The 22,545-nt window shown below is 44.1% G+C and carries 10 protein-coding genes and 1 pseudogene; 4 read left to right on the forward strand and 7 right to left on the reverse strand.

Annotated features, from left to right (window positions below):
• Both RDO37_RS09510 and RDO37_RS10875 read right to left on the reverse strand, forming a co-directional pair.
• A pseudogene (locus RDO37_RS09510) lies at nucleotides 1–256 on the reverse strand (flagellin); the annotation flags it as partial.
• 1,253 nt (nucleotides 257–1,509) lie between these two features.
• Entirely contained in the window at nucleotides 1,510–1,704 is a 195-nt protein-coding gene (locus RDO37_RS10875) for a helix-turn-helix transcriptional regulator (RefSeq protein ID WP_374045314.1), read from the reverse strand.
• 1,044 nt (nucleotides 1,705–2,748) lie between these two features.
• Between RDO37_RS10875 and RDO37_RS09515 the strand changes: the two genes are divergently transcribed.
• Complete coding sequence (locus RDO37_RS09515) at nucleotides 2,749–3,531, forward strand: hypothetical protein (RefSeq protein ID WP_308498912.1); 783 nt, start codon at nucleotides 2,749–2,751, stop codon at nucleotides 3,529–3,531.
• Nucleotides 3,532–3,697: 166 nt separating this feature from the next.
• Nucleotides 3,698–4,846 carry a tyrosine-type recombinase/integrase gene (locus RDO37_RS09520; RefSeq protein WP_308498913.1) on the forward strand — a complete coding sequence of 383 codons (1,149 nt, stop codon included), beginning with the start codon at nucleotides 3,698–3,700 and terminating at the stop codon, nucleotides 4,844–4,846.
• A gap of 1,269 nt (nucleotides 4,847–6,115) precedes the next feature.
• On the opposite strand, the gene RDO37_RS09525 is transcribed toward RDO37_RS09520, so the two are convergent.
• The 3 genes from RDO37_RS09525 to potA all read right to left on the reverse strand — a co-directional run bounded on the left by RDO37_RS09525 (nucleotide 6,116) and on the right by potA (nucleotide 10,328).
• Nucleotides 6,116–7,951: an ABC transporter permease subunit gene (locus RDO37_RS09525; RefSeq protein ID WP_308498914.1), complete on the reverse strand. Its 1,836-nt coding sequence runs from the start codon at nucleotides 7,949–7,951 to the stop codon at nucleotides 6,116–6,118.
• Nucleotides 7,938–8,849 carry an ABC transporter permease subunit gene (locus RDO37_RS09530; protein WP_027939179.1) on the reverse strand — a complete coding sequence of 304 codons (912 nt, stop codon included), beginning with the start codon at nucleotides 8,847–8,849 and terminating at the stop codon, nucleotides 7,938–7,940. Before RDO37_RS09530 ends, RDO37_RS09525 begins: the two co-directional genes overlap by 14 nt.
• A 354-nt stretch (nucleotides 8,850–9,203) precedes the next feature.
• Nucleotides 9,204–10,328 carry a polyamine ABC transporter ATP-binding protein gene (potA, locus tag RDO37_RS09535; RefSeq protein ID WP_027939180.1) on the reverse strand — a complete coding sequence of 375 codons (1,125 nt, stop codon included), beginning with the start codon at nucleotides 10,326–10,328 and terminating at the stop codon, nucleotides 9,204–9,206.
• Between the two features lie 1,048 nt (nucleotides 10,329–11,376).
• Between potA and RDO37_RS09540 the strand changes: the two genes are divergently transcribed.
• Nucleotides 11,377–12,594: an iron-containing alcohol dehydrogenase gene (locus tag RDO37_RS09540; protein ID WP_308498915.1), complete on the forward strand. Its 1,218-nt coding sequence runs from the start codon at nucleotides 11,377–11,379 to the stop codon at nucleotides 12,592–12,594.
• Nucleotides 12,595–12,922: 328 nt separating this feature from the next.
• On the opposite strand, the gene RDO37_RS09545 is transcribed toward RDO37_RS09540, so the two are convergent.
• Nucleotides 12,923–14,566 carry a DUF4253 domain-containing protein gene (locus tag RDO37_RS09545; RefSeq protein WP_303074029.1) on the reverse strand — a complete coding sequence of 548 codons (1,644 nt, stop codon included), beginning with the start codon at nucleotides 14,564–14,566 and terminating at the stop codon, nucleotides 12,923–12,925.
• Nucleotides 14,567–15,566: 1,000 nt separating this feature from the next.
• Nucleotides 15,567–21,356, reverse strand: coding sequence for a hypothetical protein (locus RDO37_RS09550; RefSeq protein WP_308498916.1), 5,790 nt, complete (start codon nucleotides 21,354–21,356; stop codon nucleotides 15,567–15,569).
• A 657-nt stretch (nucleotides 21,357–22,013) separates the two neighbouring features.
• Here RDO37_RS09550 and RDO37_RS09555 point away from each other — a divergent pair.
• Nucleotides 22,014–22,493: a hypothetical protein gene (locus RDO37_RS09555; RefSeq protein WP_308498917.1), complete on the forward strand. Its 480-nt coding sequence runs from the start codon at nucleotides 22,014–22,016 to the stop codon at nucleotides 22,491–22,493.
• Nucleotides 22,494–22,545 lie beyond the last annotated feature (52 nt).

The following is a 22,545-nucleotide window of genomic DNA, read 5'->3' on the forward strand; positions in this document are numbered from 1 at the left end:
AGATCTCATCCATACCTGACTCTACAGTCTGGGCAAGTGCGATACCGTCAGAAGCGTTACGGTTACCCTGGTTGAGGCCATTAATCTGGGAGGTCAAGCGATCGGCGATCTGGAGGCCAGCAGCGTCATCTTTAGCACTGTTGATACGCATACCGCTTGATAAGCGCTGGTATGTGGTGGTCAGGGAGTTCTGGACATTGCCGAGGTATCTTTGGCCTTGAAGGGCGCTGTAATTGGTGTTTACGTATACTGCCATAATGAATTCTCCTGTTTTAAAACATTTGCATATGGGCAGATGAAAAGAAGTCGACTTCCAGATATCGGCATATATACGCGGTTTTGTGTGCGTTTATAGCCGTATGTAATCATATGCGTTCACATGTAACCGCAGCCCTCGGGACAAGATATACAGGGGTATACTTTGTACCGGTTGGGTACAAATTACACATGCAAGAGGACGCTTATGGCGATATGTAAATTGATCCTGTTAAGGACTGTTCGCATAACGGTCTTAGCAGAGAGCATTCTGCCTCTTAGCAGAGTGTTTCTGTTTAGACGATTACAATGTTTGAACATATCTGGTCTACCTTTATGAACGGATTATCGCATGGTCTTATTAGACACAAAGTTAAGATCTGTTGGTATCTACGAGGCTCAAGAATTAGAGTGCCTTAAATATGCAGTTTAAGATGTTAATAGTGACGCATCTTCCTAAGTTGTAATGTTGTAAAGAATGATGTTCTGAACCCTTGTCTGAAACGATGGTCTTTAGACCGTATTTTGTTTTAGTGGAATTTTATGAATGGCTTATATTTAATGATTTGAGATTGTATATAGATGGCAAAGTGACTCAGACAGAACTGTATGGCCTTATTTATCATAGATACACGATTCAATATCTATCACGCAGATACTAGCTTCTAATGGCGCTTTTTAGATTTAAACTTTCTGCATGAAATGGCTGTTCTATGCCTATATGAAAAAATGCTGTAGCGGAGTTAAAGGAAAAGTGTGAAATGTGTCAAAAGCTAGTAAATTAGGACTGACATCTTAATTTACGCTTACAGCTAGTAAACATTGCGTTAATCAGTTGAGTATTCTTTAGTGCACAAGGGGCGTCTAGGCCTTGATTCTTGGCATCTTTATCTACAAACAGTATAAATAAGCCTATTTATACGGAAGTTTATCCATTGTTCACACTTTGTGAAAAAGTACGTCATTGCTATTTTCACTGCTTGTGAATGGTGATACATTTACCTTAAGTTGCATAAGCAACTTAATTTGCAATATTTCCTATTGGGGCTATGTCGTTGAGTGAGTGACACTTATTAGATGCCGAAGAGCTTACAAGTTAAGCTCTGAAGCTTTTATTGAGCATATGGGACACGCTCTTGATGAGATGAGTGTTTCTAGAGCTGCTAGCGGCTGCAATTATTGCTAGCAGCTTAAAGGAATGTGAATCTGATTTAGATGAATAGATGCTCACTTACACAAACGGCAGTATGGCAGCTATCCCCTTTGCGCTGTTTCAAGCCAGTGACAAACATCTGCTGTACTGAAGTGAAGGTCACGCTTTGATAAAGCCTCAATAGGCTTTGGAAATGTTGGGTCAGTCTTACGTAACTTGTAGAAAGTTGTTCGTTTTATACCCAAAACTTTGCAAACTTCTTCAAGAGTAAGAGTGAGGCAAAGATTTACGCCCATTCAAAACCTCCTAGTAAAAGAATGCAGTTCTAGAGTCAATATATCCTTAAATGGATAAGCTTCTTTTTAAACAAGTCTCCAAATCATTTATCCCCTCCTTAAGCGATTCAAAGACAGCATCTAGAACTCTTGATGTGATCAGTTTCAACGCTACAGTAGAAGAATTTAGAGTCATATACTTACAAGTTAACTGCATACCACGATGCATGCTAAGTCGTCGTAACTTTGGGCATGTTTAGACTCATGCCAGAACCTTTGCCATGCGAGTAAGTATGCTTCTAATGGTGTTTCATATAACACCCGATGTTATTAGATCGTGTATTGAAATCTTCGACAAGTAGAAATGATCTATGTTGATCTTTAGCGCACACTTTCGGCAAATTTACGTATTGTATTGATCATTAGATCACGATTTTGATCAAAAGATTGTAAAAATTGATCATTCGCCGTAAAGATCATTAATATCAGCCAGAGCCTTATAAAAAGCCTGATTTCAAGTCATTTATCAGCATGACATGTAACAACTTGAGAAACATGTAAATTTAACTGTGTCAAGATTTTAGCTTTGTAGCTATTACAAGGCTTAGAGCAATTTTAAGTCTTAACAGGTACATCTATCCTACTATGTACTCTTTACTATAATCGATGGTGCTAAGTGTTATTGTTGTTACATAAAGTACATATTAGTACATATGTATGATTATGTATTCTGTGCACGCAAGTGCTAAGAGTACACAAAGGTATAAGTATACTAATATGAACTTGTAGTAAAACATGGCTAAAGTAGTATAAATAAGTACATGTGTACTAACATGCTAAAAATGAGGTGTATATCCAGTTTTAATGAATAGATGGGTTACTAAAGTACAAAATAGGATATATATATTTTAAATTTGTAGTACAGTGATGGTATTAGGAGTTCACATTAGTACAACTATACTTTAATGAAGAGTGAAGACGTGTTTTGTGCTTGACTTAGTTAAAAGTATAAATGTACTAAAATGTACCTTTGTTAACTTAGTCCAACTTATGTAGGTGGCTAGTATGATGACAAAAAGCGAGGCTATAAAGGCATCCATCAAAGATGCCTGGCGTAAGAAGTACAATGATGATGTAAGCAAGCTGACAAGGCGTGCTTTAGTGCTTGCATCTCCTAATCATGGCACCAAACAATACGTTGAAGCTCTTAATGAGCTTAAACTTATGCTTTGCAAAAAGGAAAATATTGATTACGAAAGTTCTGCTTTAGAGGCACTTGATAACGTCGTTAGAATTGCTCAGTCAGTACAGAAGTATATTAAAGTACACTCTTCTGATGAGCAGATGCACGAGTTAGCAAAGCTTAGAGAAGAGAAAGCCGAGCTTGAAAAGAAAGTTGATGAGCTCTTAAAGGTTAATGATGAATTGAACAAAGAGCTCTCTACTTATAAGAGCAAGGTAAGTATCCTCGAGAACGGCATTAAAGTGCTTGATAAGAAGTATGGTAGTAAACAACCAGACACTGGTGAAGCCGATAGCAGTACCTCTGAGGCAAAGAAGAGGATTAGTGCCTCTAAAGGTAAGTCTGCAGCTAAAGTAGCTACCCAGAAAGCGCCTGCTAAAACGAGAACTAAGACCACAGATAAAGGCAAGGACGCAAAGACTAAGTCGAGCACTACTAGACGCCAGGCTAACGTTCGTAAGAGCGCTCAAACAAAGCAGACATCGAGTGTAGTAGCATTAGAAACTTTAAGTAAAGAAGATAGTATCAAAAGTACTGATAAGACTGACTCTGCAGTCAAGCTACTTGAGTCATCAGAATATCTTAAATTACCCGAAAACAACTAGAGCACTAAATCATAACTATTGCCGCATGAAGACCTAATCTTAAGAGACGTTTAAGGTTATATGTGGTTGTATTTGTTCGTATTTAGTCATGGCTATTCTAATGATTGACGCCTAGGTATAGAGTCATCATAACGGATTATGAGCTCTAGTTTTTGGAGGTATAGCTATGGCTAAGTACAAGCTAACTGCTCTCATAGTATCCCGTGCCATACCACGCGATGATCATTACATGCTTGGCGATGGTAACTGTCTGTACTTAAAAGTTTATCCAACAAATCGTAAGCAGTGGGTTTTAAGAAAGACCTCAAAGGGTTGTTCCATGATTAAAGTTCTTGGCGAATACCCTGAAATGTCGCTTGGACAGGCCCGCAAGGCTGCTGTTGTTGAAAATAAAAAGTACGAAGATGGCAGAAAGTCACGTACTGAACATCGCATCTTATTTAAAGAGCTTGTTGATATGTGGCTCAAGGCTCGAGATGTTACTGACACTACGTTAAAACATGATGTTTACTGTCTTCAGACATGGGACGACTTGGGCAATCGTGAAATTAAAGACATTAAGCCTTATGAAGTCCGTATGTTGGTTGAGTCAAGTATTGCTAAAGGCCAACTTGTAGCAGCAAGGCGTAAGCTTAGTTTGCTTGCTCAAGTAGAGCGTTTTGCACTAGGACTCGGCCTTATTGATGTGCCTAGACTGCAGTACATCTCAAAAACTCTGCCAAGGCATGAGGTCAAACACCATCGCTCTTTACCAGCTGACCAGCTTCAATTTGTTTTTCAAACTGTATATGACTCAGACCGCAAACCAACTGCAGATGATGTAGATATTATCAAAGCGCTCTGTTTAACCTTGTGTCGAATTGGAGAAGTTCTATCTCTTCAGTTCGAGTGGGTAGACTACGACGAAAAAATTATCGTAATCCCGGCCGAGCATATGAAGGCCAAAAGAGAACATCGAATCCCTTTAACTCCACAGCTTGAGAAACTCATTGCTAGACGAGATAAAGGAAAAGGAGGTTATATTTTTGCTAGTGATCGCTCTGATACAGGCATTCTATCCAGGAATACCTTCATACACAGATCTAAACTAAAGGATCTTATCACTCCTCATGGCTTTAGAAGTATGGGAAGGTCTTGGATGTCGCTTCAAGGATTTAGTTTTGAAGCGTCTGAGTACTGTCTTGCGCACAGAGTAGAGAACCGTACGCAGATGGCCTATCAGCGTTATGACTACTTAGAACAAAGGCGTGAGATAATGAAGAGCTGGTGTGACTATGTAGAGTCATGCTACAAGCCATATTTCCCAGACATATAGGAATAGTCATGACGTCTTTGGCATGTACTGTGGATAATGTCATGTCAGCGTTTGTGCATGCATAAAGGCTGCTAGCTGAATATTAAATTCAGCTAGCAGTCAGTAATGATGCTGGAGCATCATTTCGCACACTTTGTCAGTTTAGCTGACATAAAGCTTAAACTCAATCTTTTGCTTATGCTTCTTCAATTAAAGAGGCTTCTGCTTAGCTAATTCAAGCTAAGTCTTAGCTCAACATGCCTAATTTAAGCTATACATACTCGTTGGCTTAACTTCTCCCTCCTGCAACGCACCTCATCTCAAATCCCTCTTCTAAGCTCGCAAGTATGGTTGCATGCAAAGCATGCCGGACCAGGAAGTTCTTATCTGTCATTAGTCTGAAGTATGTACTTTTCATACGCAGGATAAAGCTTTAGCTCTACTAAACACAAAAATGTATAGATGTACTATTTTGTACTTTTATTAATTAAGATAACTGAGGATAAATGTACCAATTTGTACTCGAAACAATGAGAAGAGAAGATGTCGCGTAGGAGAAAAATGGCGGGAATCTAGTTGTGTAGATAAACAAAAGCAAGCCCATTTAACTCAACTTAATGTCAGACGGAAAGTCGAGTTACGCAGTAGCAGAAAGCTGCATATGGGCTTGCTTTTGGAGGAGATGGCAGTATAAGTAACAGTTCAGAACCCACAAATGAGTATTAGCACACAAATAAATGCCTCAACTCATCCTTGGGTACAAAATAGAGATTTGAGTTTACAGAAGACATCGAATCTCTACGTAAACAGTCTCAATACTGTAAAGAAAGTTTACTATATTTTGATCCTAAAATGTACCCAACCTTTCACAAATGTGATTTACAGGGGATTTTTAGTTGGCGTTTACGTAAACTGCCATGGGACAGATCCTTATAGTTAGTTGTTTGCATTGCCCACGGCTCAATACACATCGGTTCGGGGCATTATGATCTTTCTTACACTTGCTAACGATTATGTTGTTTTAGTTGTATTTATAAAACATAGCAAAGTAAAAATGTTTGATCGTAAACACATTATTTTTTACTTTTTGATGGTGCTGTAGATATTGTGTATCTATTGGTTTTGAGGAGCAGTGAAACGAATTAGCCATCATTATTTACATGTTATTTATGTAAAAGACGGTGAGTAATTTTTGGGGTGTATGCGGAGGGATGAAAAAGCCCCGAGTCTTGGTGAAGAATCGGGGCTTTTGGAGGCTAGGGAGTGATAGCCTTGGGATGAGTGGCTAGTCTACTTGTCGGTGTTGTCGATGACGTTAGCGCTAGCAATATCTGTTGAGGCAGTATTAGTTACCTCAGATGCGCTCTTGTTATCAGAGTCGCTAGAGGCTAGGGCGCGAGCACGGGCAGCAGCGGCTGCTGCCTTGCGGGCTTTTGATTGAGCAAGAGAGCTTGCAGTTGTGGCAACTACGCTGCTCTTTGCATTGCTCTTATCGCTAGCTACTTCAACTGAATCATTTGACTCAGTCTCGCTACTTTGTGCCTTGCTAATGGCGGCCTTAGTTGCAGCCTTACGTGCCTTAGCATCAGCAAGCGAGGTTGAGGTAGTAGCAGGAGCGGTTGAACCCTTAAGCTTTGCCTTCATTGAAGTTGGGGCAGGGGCGATAAGGTCTTGATCTTCACCATTAGATGGATTGAACTTAACCTCACCAAACTCCTCGTGATCTAACACGCGAGCCATACCAGCTTGAGCTATACCCTCTGACTCAATTCTTTGAGCTGCGGTTGCATCTTTGGCTGAGCTGCTTGAGGACTTCTTGACCTCGGCAGATGCAGCTTCGGATGCAGCCTTACGAGCAGCCTCTAATTTTGCAGCTTGCTCTTCTGTCACTACAGGGCTTACAGCTACTGTGCTTTGTTCTTCCTTACTTTGTTGGACTTGAGCCTCACGCAATGCAGCTTCGGCCTCTTCACGCTCAACACGCTCTAAAGCTTGCTCAGCTGCAGTTGCGTAGGCCTCAGCAAGTTCGGTGTTATCCACTGCCTCGCCATCTTCTGCAGCTACCACAGCGCCGGCTTTTCTACCCTTGGTATCAACCACGTTAGGGCTACGCATCGACTTTAAAGCTAAAGCAGTTGCTGCAGCTGTATCTTCACCACGGCTTAAAGCTTTAGCCTGAGCTTGCAACAGTGCCAGAGCTACTGGATTGAGCTTGAAGTCGCTATCGAGCATCTCGTCGCCGTGTGGAGCAAAGTAATGCAGCTTTTGCTCTTCTGCGGAGGCCTTTTCAGCCTTGGCAGCATCGGCACGCTTACGCTTTTGCTTCTTGACCATGGATAGCCAGGCAAAGAAGGTAAAGATTGATACGATGAAGACGATGATAGTTGCTAACGCGTTGATCTCAGGTGACAGGCCTCTACGTACTGATGAGAAGATCAGCATGGGCAGAGTAGTGGAGTCAGGGCCTGCGATAAATGAGGCAATCACCAAATCATCCATAGACATGGTGAAAGCCAGTAAGAATGCAGCAACTTCAGATGGCATTAAGGCAGGAAGGATAATGGCAAAGAATACTTTGACAGGGCCTGCGCCTAAGTCCATAGCAGCCTCTTCAATGGAGGTATCAAGCTCTCTAAAACGAGAGCGGATAACTACAGTTGCATAGGCTGAGCAGAAAGTTACGTGAGCAATCCAAATGGCCCAAATGCCGCGATCAGCAAAAATAGGGATATGAGAACCTAAAGTTACGAAGATCAGCAGCAGTGCAAGACCAGTAATAACCTCAGGTAACACCATCGGAGCGGTCATTAACAGTACAAATAATGACTCGCCTCTAAAGCTGCCTACGCGGGTTAACACGAATGCAGCTAAGGTGCCTAACACCACGGAGGCACAAGCTGTCATAAACGCTACTAAGAGCGAAACGCCAACTGCGCGGATGATGTCTGAGTTGTTAAATAAGGCTCGATACCACTTTAAAGATGCCTGAGTCCAAACAGTCACCATACGTGACTCATTGAATGAGTACACAATCAAGGTCACGATAGGCAGGTATAAGAATACCAGGGCACAGGCGATGATCACGCCACGTGCAATGGCAGCTTTGCTTTGCTTACTTCCGTGCATTGATCCTCTCCTGTTCTTTACGCTCGATCTTGTAGAAGACCACAATTGGGATCACAAGAATGATGAGCATGATGATGGCTACAGCACTAGCAAGTGGCCAGTCACGATTGTTAAAGAACTCTTGCCATAAGATACGTCCGATGAGGATCGAGCCCTTACCTCCAAGCAGCTCAGGAATAACGTATTCACCGATGGCTGGGATAAAGACGAGCATAGAGCCGGCAACAATACCTGACTTAGTTTGCGGTACTAAGGAGTTAAAGAAAGTCTTTACAGGACGGCAACCTAAGTCTGAAGCAGCTTCGATTAATGAGTAGTCAACCTTCATTAATGCTGAGAATAACGGCAGTACCATGTACGGCAAGTAGCAGTACACAATACCGATATAAACTGCAGCATCTGTTTGCAGTATTTGAATCGGCGCATCGATAATGCCTAAGGTCATCAAGATTTCATTGATAAGACCATCGCGCTTTAACAGAGTCATCCAAGCGTAGATACGTACTACAAACGAAGTCCAGCTCGGCATAATGATGAGCATGAACAGTACATTACGCATAGCAGGACGAGCAGTAGCTAACGCCCAAGCAATCGGATAACCGATTAACAAACAGAAGAAAGTAGAGAATGTTGCTACCTGTAAAGACTTCAGGTAGGAACGAATATAAGTTCCTTCAGGATCAGTGAAGATGTAGGTGTAGTTTTCCAAATGCAGAATGATCTGCATGGCACCTTCTTCAAAGGTAACTAAAGGAGAGTACGGAGGAATGGCGATTTCTGATACTGACAAAGAGATCTTAAAGATGATCAAGAATGGCAGTAAGAAGAACAGTACCATCCATAGGTACGGTAGAAAAATGAGTGCGTAATCACGCCAAGTGTGCTGATGTGTACTCATCATTCCAGTCTCATTTGCAGTAACACGCTTTGTAGCAAAAGCGCGTCGGATAAAACTAAGATTCGAGCTTAAGCCAGTGGACATCGCAGTTACCTGTATAGTTGTGCACAATAGCCTGCCTCAAGAGCGCTATGAGATATCTACAGTCTGTCAGTGAAAGTTGCTTTTTTTTCAAGCTGTTCTCTGCCTGATGCTGCAGGTATCTTTGTGAAGATACTATCTTTTAGATAGATCTATTTGTGTCTTGAGGGGCATGTCCTTAAGTGAGTGCAAGCTGATGGTCAGACACATGCTTATGTCTGAGGCCATCTTTGCCTAGAGGGCATTGCTTTATCACTTGGTGGTCGATGGCCATTAAATGGTCAGCGCAATACAGGAATCTGGATCCCAGCTTAAGTAAACATGGTCTTCCCAAGTTGGAAGGCCTTGCTTGAATCGGTCTACGTTAGGCAGTGTTGAAGTAACAATACGGCCGTTGGTGAGCTTTACATAGTAAATAGACACGTCGCCTAAGTAAGCGATGTTCTCCACTACACCCTCACACCAGTTGGTATTCTCAGCAGGGCGCTCATGAGAGATGTAAATCTTCTCAGGACGCAGCGCAATAATGAGAGGCATACCGTCAGCCAAATCGATATCGTGAGATAACTCGATTAAGTGGTTGAAATCACGAGCCTTAATTAAAGATTGGGTAGCTGAAGAGGTTACTAAGGAGCTTTCAAAGATGTTTACTGAGCCGATGAACTCAGCGCAGAAACGGCAGTTAGGGTTTTCGTAGATTTCACGAGGACCACCAACCTGAATAAACTCACCTCTATCCATAATGGCAATACGATCAGCCATAGTCATGGCTTCTTCTTGATCGTGGGTAACCATCAGACAGGTAACATTAACTGAGTTGATGATGTCAACGAGCTCAAGACGCATCTGCTCACGCAGCTTCTTATCAAGCGCACCCATTGGCTCATCAAGGAGCAGCAGGCGAGGCTCTTTAGCTAAAGAGCGAGCTAGCGCAACACGCTGACGTTGACCACCAGAGAGCTGATATGGCTTTCTGTCCACATAGTTTTCCATGTGTACAAGACGCAGCATACGCTCTACACGGTCTTGAATTACATCCTTTGGTAACTTGCTTTGCTTTAAACCAAAAGCGATGTTTTGGCCTACGGTCATGTATGGGAACAGAGCGTAAGACTGGAACATCATGTTTAAAGGACGTTTGTACGGTGGCACACCGATCATTTCTTCGCCGCAGAGCATGATAGAGCCAGAGGTTGGCTGCTCAAAACCTGCTAAAAGACGTAACAAAGTGGATTTACCGCAGCCTGAAGAGCCGAGTAAGGCGAAAATTTCACCTTCATAGATGGTTAAGTCCACTTCGTCTACAGCTACGAAATTATCAAAGCGCTTAGTGAGCTTCTTGACAGTCAGAATAGGTTTACGATTCTGCTTCTCAGGAGAAGGTTTTTGACCTGGCAGTTCACCTACGCGATGGGAGGCAGATCCCTTTGGGGCTGCAGCTAAGTTCTTGATGCCCTGAACGGTTGATAAAGGAGATGTTGGAGTGCTAGTTGCAGCACTTGCCTCATTTGAAGCGGCTTCTGCCGCTTGCAACTTAGGAGTATTTTCCACTCGTATAAGTCCAAGATGAAAGGTAAGAAGGACCCCGCCCCAAGCTATTACCTTAGGATGTTTACTCATAGCTTAGTTGCTTGAGTAGAACAACTGTAGCGAGCTAATGTTAAATTTAGGTCTAACTTAAGCTCATATATGTGGTATTTCACTTCAGCGGGCAGCTGCAGGACACCTTTTGGTGTACACAGCGATAAGGCATCGTATGTGACAAGTTTTATTAGTCATTACATGCAAACATGGTGTTTGCGTAGAGATGGTTCCTTATGCTGCCGCAGCCCGGCCACAATAATACTTTTCGGGCCTAGACCTGCATAATAAACGGCGAGTACTCTCGGCGCAAAGCAGAAAAGCACCTAGCTAAATGATTAAGCTTGTAGTGCATAGGCCGATGACACCATGACAATACAGGTGCCATTTTGCTCACGAAACAGTGACAACTGCCCCATGATAAGCCCGTATAATACAGAATTTCTCAGACTTTGCGACATCTTAGGACAAGTATTTACGTAAATAGTTTGCCCTTTTAAATACCTGTGCCTTACAAAGCCCATGAAACAAGGGCCTAACGACAACAAGCATTTAAAACATTGCCAAGCCCACTTACATTGGCATATGGTCAATATGCATGCAAAAGCTGACATTTTTGCAAAATGTGCATGGAACAATGTCTTTTATGGGGACTTTGCTCGGTTACTTGATCGTTTAGTATCTAATGGTGATTAGAAATTGGCTTAAGCATGGGCATAGCTGTCTTTGCTTGCGCTAGGCGCTATGGGCTTTAGCAATCATGCTATACTTGCCTCATTCACTAAAAAGCGTTGTGAGCTACTTAAGCTCATATCTTTGCTAAATTAGTTTTTGCCCGTTTGAAATAATAAGGAGCATCGGAGCCATGCAGAATTTTGACTATCAGCGCCGTACCTTTGTTATGTTCGGACGTGGCCGTGAGAACGAGGCAGGTTCAATCTTAAAGTATGAAGGTGCTCGTCGCATCATGATTCATTATGATGACGCCTCCCATAAGCCTGACTTGTTTGATCGTATTAAGCGCTCATTAGATCGTGCAGGATTAGAGTTTTTTGTGTTTGGTAAGACGCAAGAAATTGCTTGGGCCGATACTGTTTATGAAGGCATTAACTATTGCCGACAAGAGCATATTGATGCGGTATTAGCTGTAGGCGGTGCCTCAGCGATTAACAGCGCAAAAGCTATTAGTGCAGGTGCTCTATACGCTGGTGACTTTTGGGACTTCTTTTCAGGAGTACGTGAGCCAGTACGTACCTTGATTAATGGTGCGATTACCACTTCATCTGATACCGGTGCCGAATGCTCTGCAGTTTGTACCATTGCCCGTGAGATTGATGGCAAGCTGCGTAAGTTCAATAAGAGCTCGCCAGCATTCTTACCTCGTTTTGCCATCATCAATCCTGAACTGAGCTTGTCTATCGACAACAAGTCTACTGCAATTGCTGCAATGGACATGATCGCTCACGTTATTGAGTGCTACTTTACTAATACTCCAAACGTAAATCTCACTGATGAACTGTGTGAAGGTATCTTACGCACCATCATCAACACTCTACCTCGTACTATTGAAGATCCAAATGATTACGATGCACGTGCTAATCTCATGCTAGCTGGCACCTTGGCACAAAATGGTATGTGTGGTTTAGGTCGTGAGGCAGATTGGTCAGTGCATGTGCTTGAGCTTGAGCTCGCTGCTACTTACAGAACTCTACGTGGTGAAGGCCTTGCTGTACTCATCCCAGCATGGATGACATATTGCTTAAAGCACAATCCAATGCGTATGGCTCAGTTTGCCAATAAGGTATTTGGTATTGCGCTTAATTACGACGATCCAACCGATACAGCTTTTAAGGGCATTGAGGCGCTCAGAGTGTTCTTCCATCGTTGTGGTCTGCCGCAAAACTTCTTTGAAATGGGCCTGCCTATGGTGGATGTAGTTAAGTTAGTAGAGAGCTTACACCTCAAAGACGGTGCTACTATCGGCAATTACGTAAAACTCGACTCTACTGCATGTGAGTCTATTTACACTCTGGCCTATACTTACAGACAAACTCGCCGCTTAGTACCGCACTATAACGTCTAGCTCATTACTCAGTAATTGCCCAAAATGATGGGCACTGATGATTATCTTTCATATAGCAAAAAAGCCGCAGCTGCGGCTTTTTTGTGTCTTAGGCGGTTTGGTATGGCCATGCTAGCAAGCTCTGGCTAGCTTAAATACAGCTAGCTAAGAGTATGGCTTTACATGAGACCATAAGGCCTAAGTAGAGCTAAAGGCATTTTGCTCTAAAGCTCTTAGCAATTAAGGCCTTAGCAATAAATGTCCTTAGCTATAAGAGCTAAAGACACTTTGCTCTAAGGATCTTAGCTATGAAGATCCTTAGCTATGAAAGCGCTTAGCTATAAAGGCCTTAGCGCCACCAGAAGTACCAAACAGTAGACTGTCTAAGTGAGTCGGCAAGGCAACCAACATAGTGGTGCAACTCTGTGAGCTCATGGCACAGACCGTATTGCTCAACTGCTAGCTCTAAAGCCTTATCCTCAGGAACTGGAGCTGGAACAATATACTCAAGCTCATCATGAGTGAGTACAGCTGGCATAGCTTGGTAACGCTCAAACCAGAACTTGGAAATAGAGGTAATATCCTCAGGAGCAGGGCAGTCACCCCAGCCGCCAAATGGTAAGAAGGCAAAGACATCCCATGGATTAGTTACAGGCAGCTTAGCAAGTAACAGCGGCACACTCATCTCAGTGTCGTGGTCGATAACTGAGGAGAAGTTATTGTAGGCACGACCGTTCTCAACGCGACCGATAATGAGTTGATCCCAGTCGATATTGTCCTTAGCGGCCTTTTCTTCGCACTCACTAATGCGATAGGCTAAAGTTACCTTGCCGTTATCGCTTTCGGTAGATAAAGCAGTAGAGCGGTAATCACGAACGTGATCAAAGGAGAACTCAAGACCATCCTCTGACTCGGTAAATGGATCGGAGTTAACAATCATGCACTGTAAGAGCAGGTCGTTAACTGCAATTAACATTGGGACAAAGCCCTCAGATAAACCTTGTACAGATGCTTGATCGTAAGCCTCACGAATAGCTGCGATATCGGAAGTAGGTGGAATATAGGAACAATCACAGTTTAAGAAAGAGATCATCTTGCGAGCTAAAGCTGCAATATGTGGATCTGATTCTTCTTCAAGGCCAGTAACTACAATGCTGTGCTCGTCGATAATTTGAGCATTGTCAGTGGAGGCATCCTCAGCTTCGGTAGCAACCACCTCAACATTTTCTTCATTACGAGAGACCTTGTAGGTCATCTGATCTGGCATGGCGATACCGCGAGAGTGAGTTACGGTATAGCTCTCTTGATCTGAGAAGGCTACAGTTTCACCGTCGCCTAAGATGGCATCGTTTTCTAGCACATAGTAAGCAAGGTTACGTAACACCTCACGCATGCCATCGATGTCCATATTTGGATCGCAGATCTCCATCTCGTCCATGCCGAAGTTTTCCATACCAAAGGTATAGCACATCACTTCGTTTTCGATGGTCACAGCACCGCACCAAATCCAAGTTTCAATTGGCAGGCAGTCGTGCTTGAGCATGTCAGAAAAGAGATCGTAATAAACTGGTTCTACCACTACGCCAGAGGTGTAAACGCCGCTTGCAAAAGGCTGACGGCTGCCAGCGGACATGAGCTTAGTAAAGAGTTTGGCGCGGTCGATAGTGTCGATAAGAAAATCGGCATGTACAGAGATGTGGATGTAGCCTTGATGTGCCTGAGCTACTGCATTGGCCTCGGGCCACTGGAAGTTGTTAGACGCATAGGCCTCTGCCTCACCATCAGGCATGTGCTCTGGCACAAACATGAAAGCAGCATGAATACCGTCTAAGTCAAAGATCAACTCAGAGTCACTCTTAGAGAGATTCTCCTTAGGCTCGATATCCCACTTTTCTTTGAGATCGCTTAAAAGCTTACTCTGATCCCATGAAGGACTTGAGAGTAGTATGCAGCCAGAAAACTGGCCTGTGGTGTCGAAGTTAACTTCAGCCATAGTGAACTCTTTTCTTTTTCGCGACCTGGAGTATCAAGTAGCAGTGTGTAGTTGCATACCCTGATAGCGCGTTTGCCCATCACATCTAAAAGCCTCAGCTTTTAGATAAACAGAAGGGTCAATATGTTGATGGGCGTTTGTCAAAGTTTGTACAAGGGATAACGCTTAACAATCTTTGACACGATGCTTTTATTTGCATCCACGCCTAAGGTTAATAAAGCCATACCAGTCTTAAGCTCAAAGAGACTAGTAAGCCTCAGTAAAAGCGCAAAGATAAAGGCTTAGCGCTATATTAATCTTCATAAAGCACAAAGTGTCGGATCATGGTCACTAAAACCATAATAAAACATGTGCTAGTTAATTTTTTGTTGCACGTGCAATCATTGGGCCTTGATTGCATAAGTACACAGCGCAGCTACACTTGATGTCAAGTTGCTTGGGCTTCAAGATTATCTACTTATCAGCAAAAATCTAATAGCACTGTATCTCTAGTTGCGAAAACTTCTTAACTACGTATGGTTAAAAAGCATCATTTGCCAACATGCATACCATATCTGCACCATCCACGATCTTTAACATAAAGACACATAAGGACAAGCGCCCGCTCATCTAAGCATTGATATCAGATAAAGCATCCTCGTCCGATCTCTGATTGCAGACACAAACAGCGCCCGCTCATCTGATCTTTGACATCGGCCTGTGGCAGCCTCATCTGATCTCTGATTGCAGACACAAGCTGCGGCTGCTCTACCTGATCTTTGACATCAGATAAAGGCAGCCTTATCTGATCTCTGATTGCAGACACAAGCCGCGCACTATTCATCTGATCTTTGACAGTAGTTAGTCCTCTGGTGGCTAAATAGCCTTGGTGACAGTTAAAGCATGGTGTAAAGCAATCTAAGTTTGTAAACAAGTGGTTTAGAAAGCAACCATAGCCAATGCTTGAAGCTAATAGAGCATAGTACTTTAGAGCTTGGGACTTTAGGTTGCTTGATAAACGTTAATTGCCGCGTACTACGATGGTAGTAGGAACGCTAGCGTCTTCTTTAATACGCTCATGTTGGCTCATGATAGATTTCTCAGCTGTACGCTCAAGATAGCTAGTAGAGCCTTCAATAGCGGTAGGCGAAGTAGGGATTCGTGCACTTTGCTTATTAGCATTGAGCAGAGCACCTGCCTCTTCAGCAGAGACTCGCTTAGAGACCACTACTGCGCCGCCTTGTGAGTAAACCATCTGATCTTGCTGAGCTTGAGGCTGTGCCTTTGGAGCTGTAGTAGTACGCATAATACGTACACCAGGGCTCTTAGCCTTAATTGCCTCAGCACCGGCATTAGCAGCTTCAGCTGCAGCTCTGTCAGCCTCTGCCTTAGCCTGAGCCATAGCTCTGATCTCAGCAGAGGACAGTGACGATACAGGCACGTTGCGGCTTAAAGCACCGTCAACTACATTAGCACCAGATTGAGAGTTTTCAGGTTGCTCAAAGCTCTTAGTAAGCTCATCAGGATCGTAGCTTAAAACATCGCCACGGCCAGTTAAGTCGATATAGCTACCACGCTTGCGACGTGGCGGCATATTATCGGCATCATCACCGTACATAGCTCTGCGCAATGCCGCACGCTTTTCATCTAAAGCAGCCTTGGCAGCGATCTTAGCCTCTTCCTCAGCACTAGTGCCATTAGATGCCTCATCAGCACCATCACCAACTTGCGCCTGAGCACCTTGATCCACTGTATCAGTAGTGCCTTGCTTATCACTTGCAGCACCATCACTAGTGGCGCTGTCAGCAGTAGCATTAGCAGCATCGGCTGCATCAGTGTCAGCTGCATCCGCGCTTGTGTCAGTATTGATATCTGCATTGGCAGCAGCATTGTCCTCACTAAGGGACTCATCCTTTTGGATAATGGTCTTAGTGATTACAGTGGCTACATAGTCATCGGTCTCTTCAGTGGTGTAAGAGTGCTCCTCGGTAGGATCTTTGTGTGACTGTTCCTCAACTACTAAAGCAGCATTATTATCCGCTTCAGCATCGGTTGAGGCAGGGGTATAAGCTCCAGAGGTGATAACAGTGGCAACACCATCATTAGACTTTGATTTGGCGTCCTTGTCGTCGAGAACCTCTGTGGTGATCGCCTCAACAGGATCCATAAATGGCTTAGTTGCGCGTGAATCAGTAATGACTGAGTTTGTAGTCTCTGTCTTAGAGGTAGTGATAATGGTCTTAGCACTTAAAATGGTATCTGGTACTACAGCAATCTCTTGCTCGCTAGATTCACCCTTATGCTGAGACTCAGCTGCAACGCCAGCCTCAACGTCAGCTGCAACGCTATTTTGAGCTGCATTTTGCTCTTTTACGTCACTCTCACTGCCGCTAGCGTCTTTTTCATCTAAGTCCGAGGCATAGAGCAGTTCAGCAATAGCCTCTTCAGAGTTAACTTTCTTAAGTGCAGCAATCTCTCTTAAGGTTGCTGCATCAAGTGGCTCAAGCTTTTTACTTGCCTTAGCAGCATCACTAGGAGCAGCTGCCTTCACATCGCTTGGAGATGCTTTAGGAGCTACGCTAGCATCTGCAGCCACAGCAGCACTAGCAGTAGGCTTAGCATCTGCATCACTCTTATCAGACTCGACCTCAGGCTCTGCAACAACATCTTGAGATGGAGCAATGTCCAGTGCTTCGGTATTGTCTGATGGTACTTGCTCAGCACTAGTTACTAAATCAGCGCTTGAATCCTCTGCAGACGCTAAGGTCTTAGCAGCTTCGTCGCTAGAGTTGTCTTGTGCATCGGATGACTCTGCCATCTTGGCTTGTGCATCGGATAACTCAGCCATCTGGGCTTTCTGCGCGGCTTGAGCGGCGCGAATAGCTTCCATCGCAATAGCTCTTTGGCCTTCACGACGGGACTTTTCGGCGGCAGCTAACTTAGCAGCTTCAGCCTCAGCTCGAGCCTCTGCATAGACCTCTTCAGGATCTCGGGTATTCTGCGGATCGCTATTAACCACTAAAAAGCGTTTAGCTGATGCGCTGTTATTACCAGCAATTGCACCGGCAATGGCGTTTTCATCAGGCAGGGTAAAAGGCTTTGGAGCAGAGTCTAAAGACAGGTTGGCTGGCTTGTCTAAATCATGAGCCACAGCTGCAGTAGCAGCAGCGCCATTAAAGTTTAATGGGCCATTATTACTAGCATTGGTGTTATCACTGTTTGGTGCTGATGTTCTAGCAGCGCTCTCATTGCTTGCAGCTCCCTTATCAGTTGTACGCACCTCGCCTACGCTCACTGAGTCAGCATAGATAACATCAGATAGTGGATTAGCGCTTTGGCGATATGGCTTTGGACTATCGATAGAGACTAGATTGTTTTGTTCAATCTTTCTATTGATAGAAGATGCAATCAATGAGGCAACATTGTCATCATTGATCTCATCAACAGAGCTCATGGATGGCTTGCTATCTTGGGTAGCGGCGCTAGCAGATGCACCGGCTGTAGCCTCAGTAGCTACATTGCTCTTGCTTACAACTTGAGTTTGCTGCTCGATAGAACTTAGGATGCTCTCAATGCTCTTACGAGGAGGCTCTGCTTGCATGGTGATAGTCTTATCTTCACTACCAACAGCTGCAGTGTGCATGGATGCAATTACAGCATCAGTTTTATCGTCATCAGCATTTAAGACATCGCTTTGTACGATGCTATCAAGCTCTCGCTCTAAACGAGCTTCACGAGCTTCAGCAGTAACGCTAGCATCTAAATTGCCAGCATCATCATCATCTGCTGCAGGGCTTACTTGCTCTTGAACTTGCTCATCAGCATCTACATCGCCATCAGCGTTTACTGCAGCACTAGCGGCAACGTCAGTCTCATCAGACTCTTGAGCGTAAGCTACGTCCTCACTTGCTGCATTATCGGAGCTAGCAAGTTCAGCAGCAGTTGCGACATCATCTTGGGCACTTACATTGGCTGCAGCGAGATCTGAGGTAGCTGCACTGATGGTGCTATCAAGCACATTTACTTGTGACTCAGCGGCGGTGTCGAGTGCAGCTTCGCTATCGAGAGTAGGTGCAGTGTCGACCTTGGACTCATCCTTACTATCAGCACTCTTGCGCTTGAAGATCTTGCCAAGGTTATTGAACAGTCCAAAGTGCTTTTCTTCGGTGGCTGCAACTTTAACTTGGGTAAGCTCAACTACAGGCTCAGACAGACCATCACCAGGGACTTCGGATAAGACCTGAGCATCGGTATAGACGCTTTGTGCTGAGAGCTTGCTAAAGTCGGTACGTGCTTGAGGGCTGATGATGCCATCTTCATCGTCAGAGGCAGCACTGACATATGACACATCGCTTGGTGCTGCAGTGCTCTGTGCATTTGACGCATGTACTGAGTCGGTGTCCTGAACTTCCTGAGCCTCAACATACTGAGGAGGATCTAAATCCTCGTCATCATCTTGATACTCGTTTGGATAGTGATCCTCGCTCTGCTCAATGCCGCCTTGTGCAGATGCTGCATAGGCTTGTTCATCATTGATGCGCTGAGCAATCTCTTGAGCTACGGCATTAGTTTCAGCATATGGATTGATCTTGTGCTCTCGGCTAGGCGAGTCTGTATCTTCAGCTGCTTGACTTTGCGCAGGAGAAGTAAAGAATGCCTTAGCTGCATTGGCTTGTGCTGCAGCAGATGCTGCTGCACGGGCCTTAGCCTCTGCTTGTGCTTTGGCCTCTAAAGCTGCAGCTTCAGCCTTGGCATGTGCCTCGGCCTCATCTTGGGCCGCTGCTCTTGCCTCGGCCTCAGCACGTGATTTAGCATCAGAGAGTGACTGAGTATCAGCACGTGACTGTGCTTGACCCTGTCCATTAGCTTGCTCATCTGCCTCAGCCTTAGCTTGCTCCTGAGTTACGTTAGAGGCTGCACTGGGATTTGCTTGAGCACTTGGGGCGCTAAGCATGGGGCCGCTCATAGAGGAGCCACTCTGGCTGCCTTGCTGCTTTAAGAAATTGTCTAAAGATTCTGGCTCTAAGGTGCCTTGAGAGAGTTTAGAGTAGAAGGTGTTATCGCCACTACGATGCTCATGAGCTTGCTGTGCAGCATTGATGGCGGCTCCGGCAATGGCCTCAGCTCGATGCTCTAAAGCATCAAGGTGGCGCTGCAGATCGTCTTGGTAATTTTCAAGACTATTTTCTGGCGTATTAGCAATGGCATCAGCTAGTGAGAGTACAAAAGCTGGCAGATACTGACACATGCTTGTGTCAACATGCTCAGTAAGTAAAGTTAAGTGATCGCCCTTAACACCAATGGTGATTGTAGGAACATCAATACCCTCGATATCGCTAATGCCAACTGGGCACTCGCGTGCTAAGGTATTGAGTGAATCTTTAAGATTTACTGGACGGCTAAAGCCAGCATCAGATGGCGCATAGTTTGTGGCCATGGTTGGCACGATAGGACTTACGGCCGAGAATTTGTTAATAAGTCCATCGAGGATCATAAATAACTCACGATCCTGGCTAGAGCTTGCTGACAGTCCTTGGGTAGGCACATAGTTGTCAGTAAAGTAAACCACTACAGAAGGACGTGGCAGCTTGGCCAGCTCATTGAGTCGCTCAATGATGGTAATGCCAGCTTGATGCAGTGATAAGCCCTCAGAACGGCATTTAAGCACCATGCCTTGCAAGGCCTTGTTAAGATCGCCAGTAAAATTGTGGGAGGCTCGCTCAAGTAAATCACTAAAAGACACCACCTCAGCATCTTGAGCAAGAGGAATAAACTCTTCGTGATTGAGGTTGGCATATGAGGCCTCACGCTGATCAATAAGCTCAGCAGCGTTTTCAATCGCCTTAGCAGCGCTATTTTTTAACAGCTCAAGTAAGTCATCTAAGCTGATGTTCACAAGCGGCATGCTAAAGCTAATTTGCATTCCATCAGGGCTATAGTCCTTACCAAACTCCTTGACGCGTAAGCTATCAAAAGTAGGTACTAATGGCTTTTGATGGAGGCTTTGGCTAAAGAGTGGGTTGAGCTCTAACTCACGAATGAGCTCTGAGGCAATGATGGATGCAGAAAAACCAGCATATGGTCTAAAGGCAGATGCAGAGTTGCCAATGATGTAGAAAGATGGCTCTACCTTACCGTAGTTGCCAGTGTAGATATGCAGGTCTTTGTCAGTACGAGAGATGGGGAAGTTTGGCTTAGCGTTGACGCACAGACGCAGCTTTAAGTGCTCTTTTTTGATTAAGTCATGAACAAATGGAATGCACTTTTTAATGCCGCGATGCTGAATGGCACTTTCAGAAGTACAAATAAACAGAATGTTCAGCTTAAGACGCACATGATTGTCAGAAAGCTCTTTTAAGGCAACTAACATGGAGCCAGTGGCACACTTGCTTTGCAAGATGCCCAGGCCAAACATTAAATCACCTGAATCAATGCCTTTCTTTAAAGTCTCGTTAGTGATGTCTTTGCTCTGAGAGAGCTGCTTTTGTAGCTCATCACAATTAGTCGAGAAGCGCTTAAGAACACCATAGTGGTACGGGCTGTTTGTATCCGTGTCACATAAGATCACCAAAGTATCTTCAATGGCATCAAAACTCTTAACTAAAGCTACGATGGAGCTTTTTGAAGACTCTTCATGCGCAATGAGATTGAGATGATCTGCGTGATTTTTGAAATACGGAAACTCACCAAGGCCATCATAGATTGCCTTAGTGATTAAGGACGGTCCTTTTGCATGAGCAACGGACGGGATTGAAACTAACCATTTAGTTAAAATGGCTGCTTCATTGGACAAATTGGTATTAAACAGCATCGCTAAAACTTAAGCTTTGGCAAAAAGCACTTACAACTTCTACTCAGCATCAGTCTAAACAAGTCTTAATAGAAAAGTACTTAAGACGCAGCGCCTTTAAAAAATGGCCTAGTCACAAACATAAGCCCTTTTTAAAGTAAGTCTCCTTAAGCTTTAGAGTCACTAGTACAGACTCAAATCTGCTAAAAACTAACACGCTTAGCTGACACTATACAGCCCATCAGTGGTATGGCTATTTGTAAAAAGGCAAACAGCACTCTGACCAATGGTTTGTTTGAAGAAACCCTGCACAGGGTATTGGCCTAGTGAATTTACCATGAAAAGCCCCCATGCGACCATAAGACGTGATCAGATCATTGAGGATAGTCATAGATCTAAAAAACTCTTTGCACATCATAAAGAACTTATGCATAGCAGCTCATCAAAAAATCACCATTGCCATCTACACAAGATAACTGTATCTATTTATTGATCAGCTTTTTGATGCAATAGCCATTTATAAACATAAACAGCTCCTCATCTTTTCAACCAAAACAGAGCCATCCACCTACGCAATAGATACCAAGAGCTCGCTCATAGCATCAAAACCTAGCTGCACCACAAATCTTTCCATGAGGTCTCATAGACCATCAGGCTAGTCAAAATCACCATAAGTACATGATTCATTTCAGAGCATCTGACTGCCTGACTAGTAATCCAGCCAACAAAGCTCAACAACCACCACAAGAGCACACTAAACCAGCCGCAACCACGCGCAACCAGCCAATCAATCAAGAAACGACAACAACCAGCCAATCTATCCAATCAGAGCCGCAACAACATGCAATCTATCCAATCAGAGCCGCAACAACATGCAATCTATCCAATCAGGCCTGCAACAACGCGCAATCTCGCCATGCAAGGACATTAACTCGGATCCCGCTTGATGGGCTAATGGACAAAAGTGATGGGCGCAAATTTACCTCAACAGCAAGGAGTAAAAATGCAGCAGGAGGGAGCGCAAGCAAAAGCAATCAAGCTAGCAAGCAGCAAACATGCAACAGCGAGCAACAGCTAGACAGCAAGATAAGAGCGGAGGGGGCTTTTATAAGCTTTAAGAGAGGGGCTGTGTTCGCCATGAAATGCGGCTGGGGCTAAAGCTAGGAATAGTATGCGTGCTTATGTGCAAGTTAAGCGCGATCTTGAAGAT

The organism is uncultured Anaerobiospirillum sp., assembly GCF_902485895.1.
Taxonomy (GTDB): domain Bacteria; phylum Pseudomonadota; class Gammaproteobacteria; order Enterobacterales; family Succinivibrionaceae; genus Anaerobiospirillum; species Anaerobiospirillum succiniciproducens.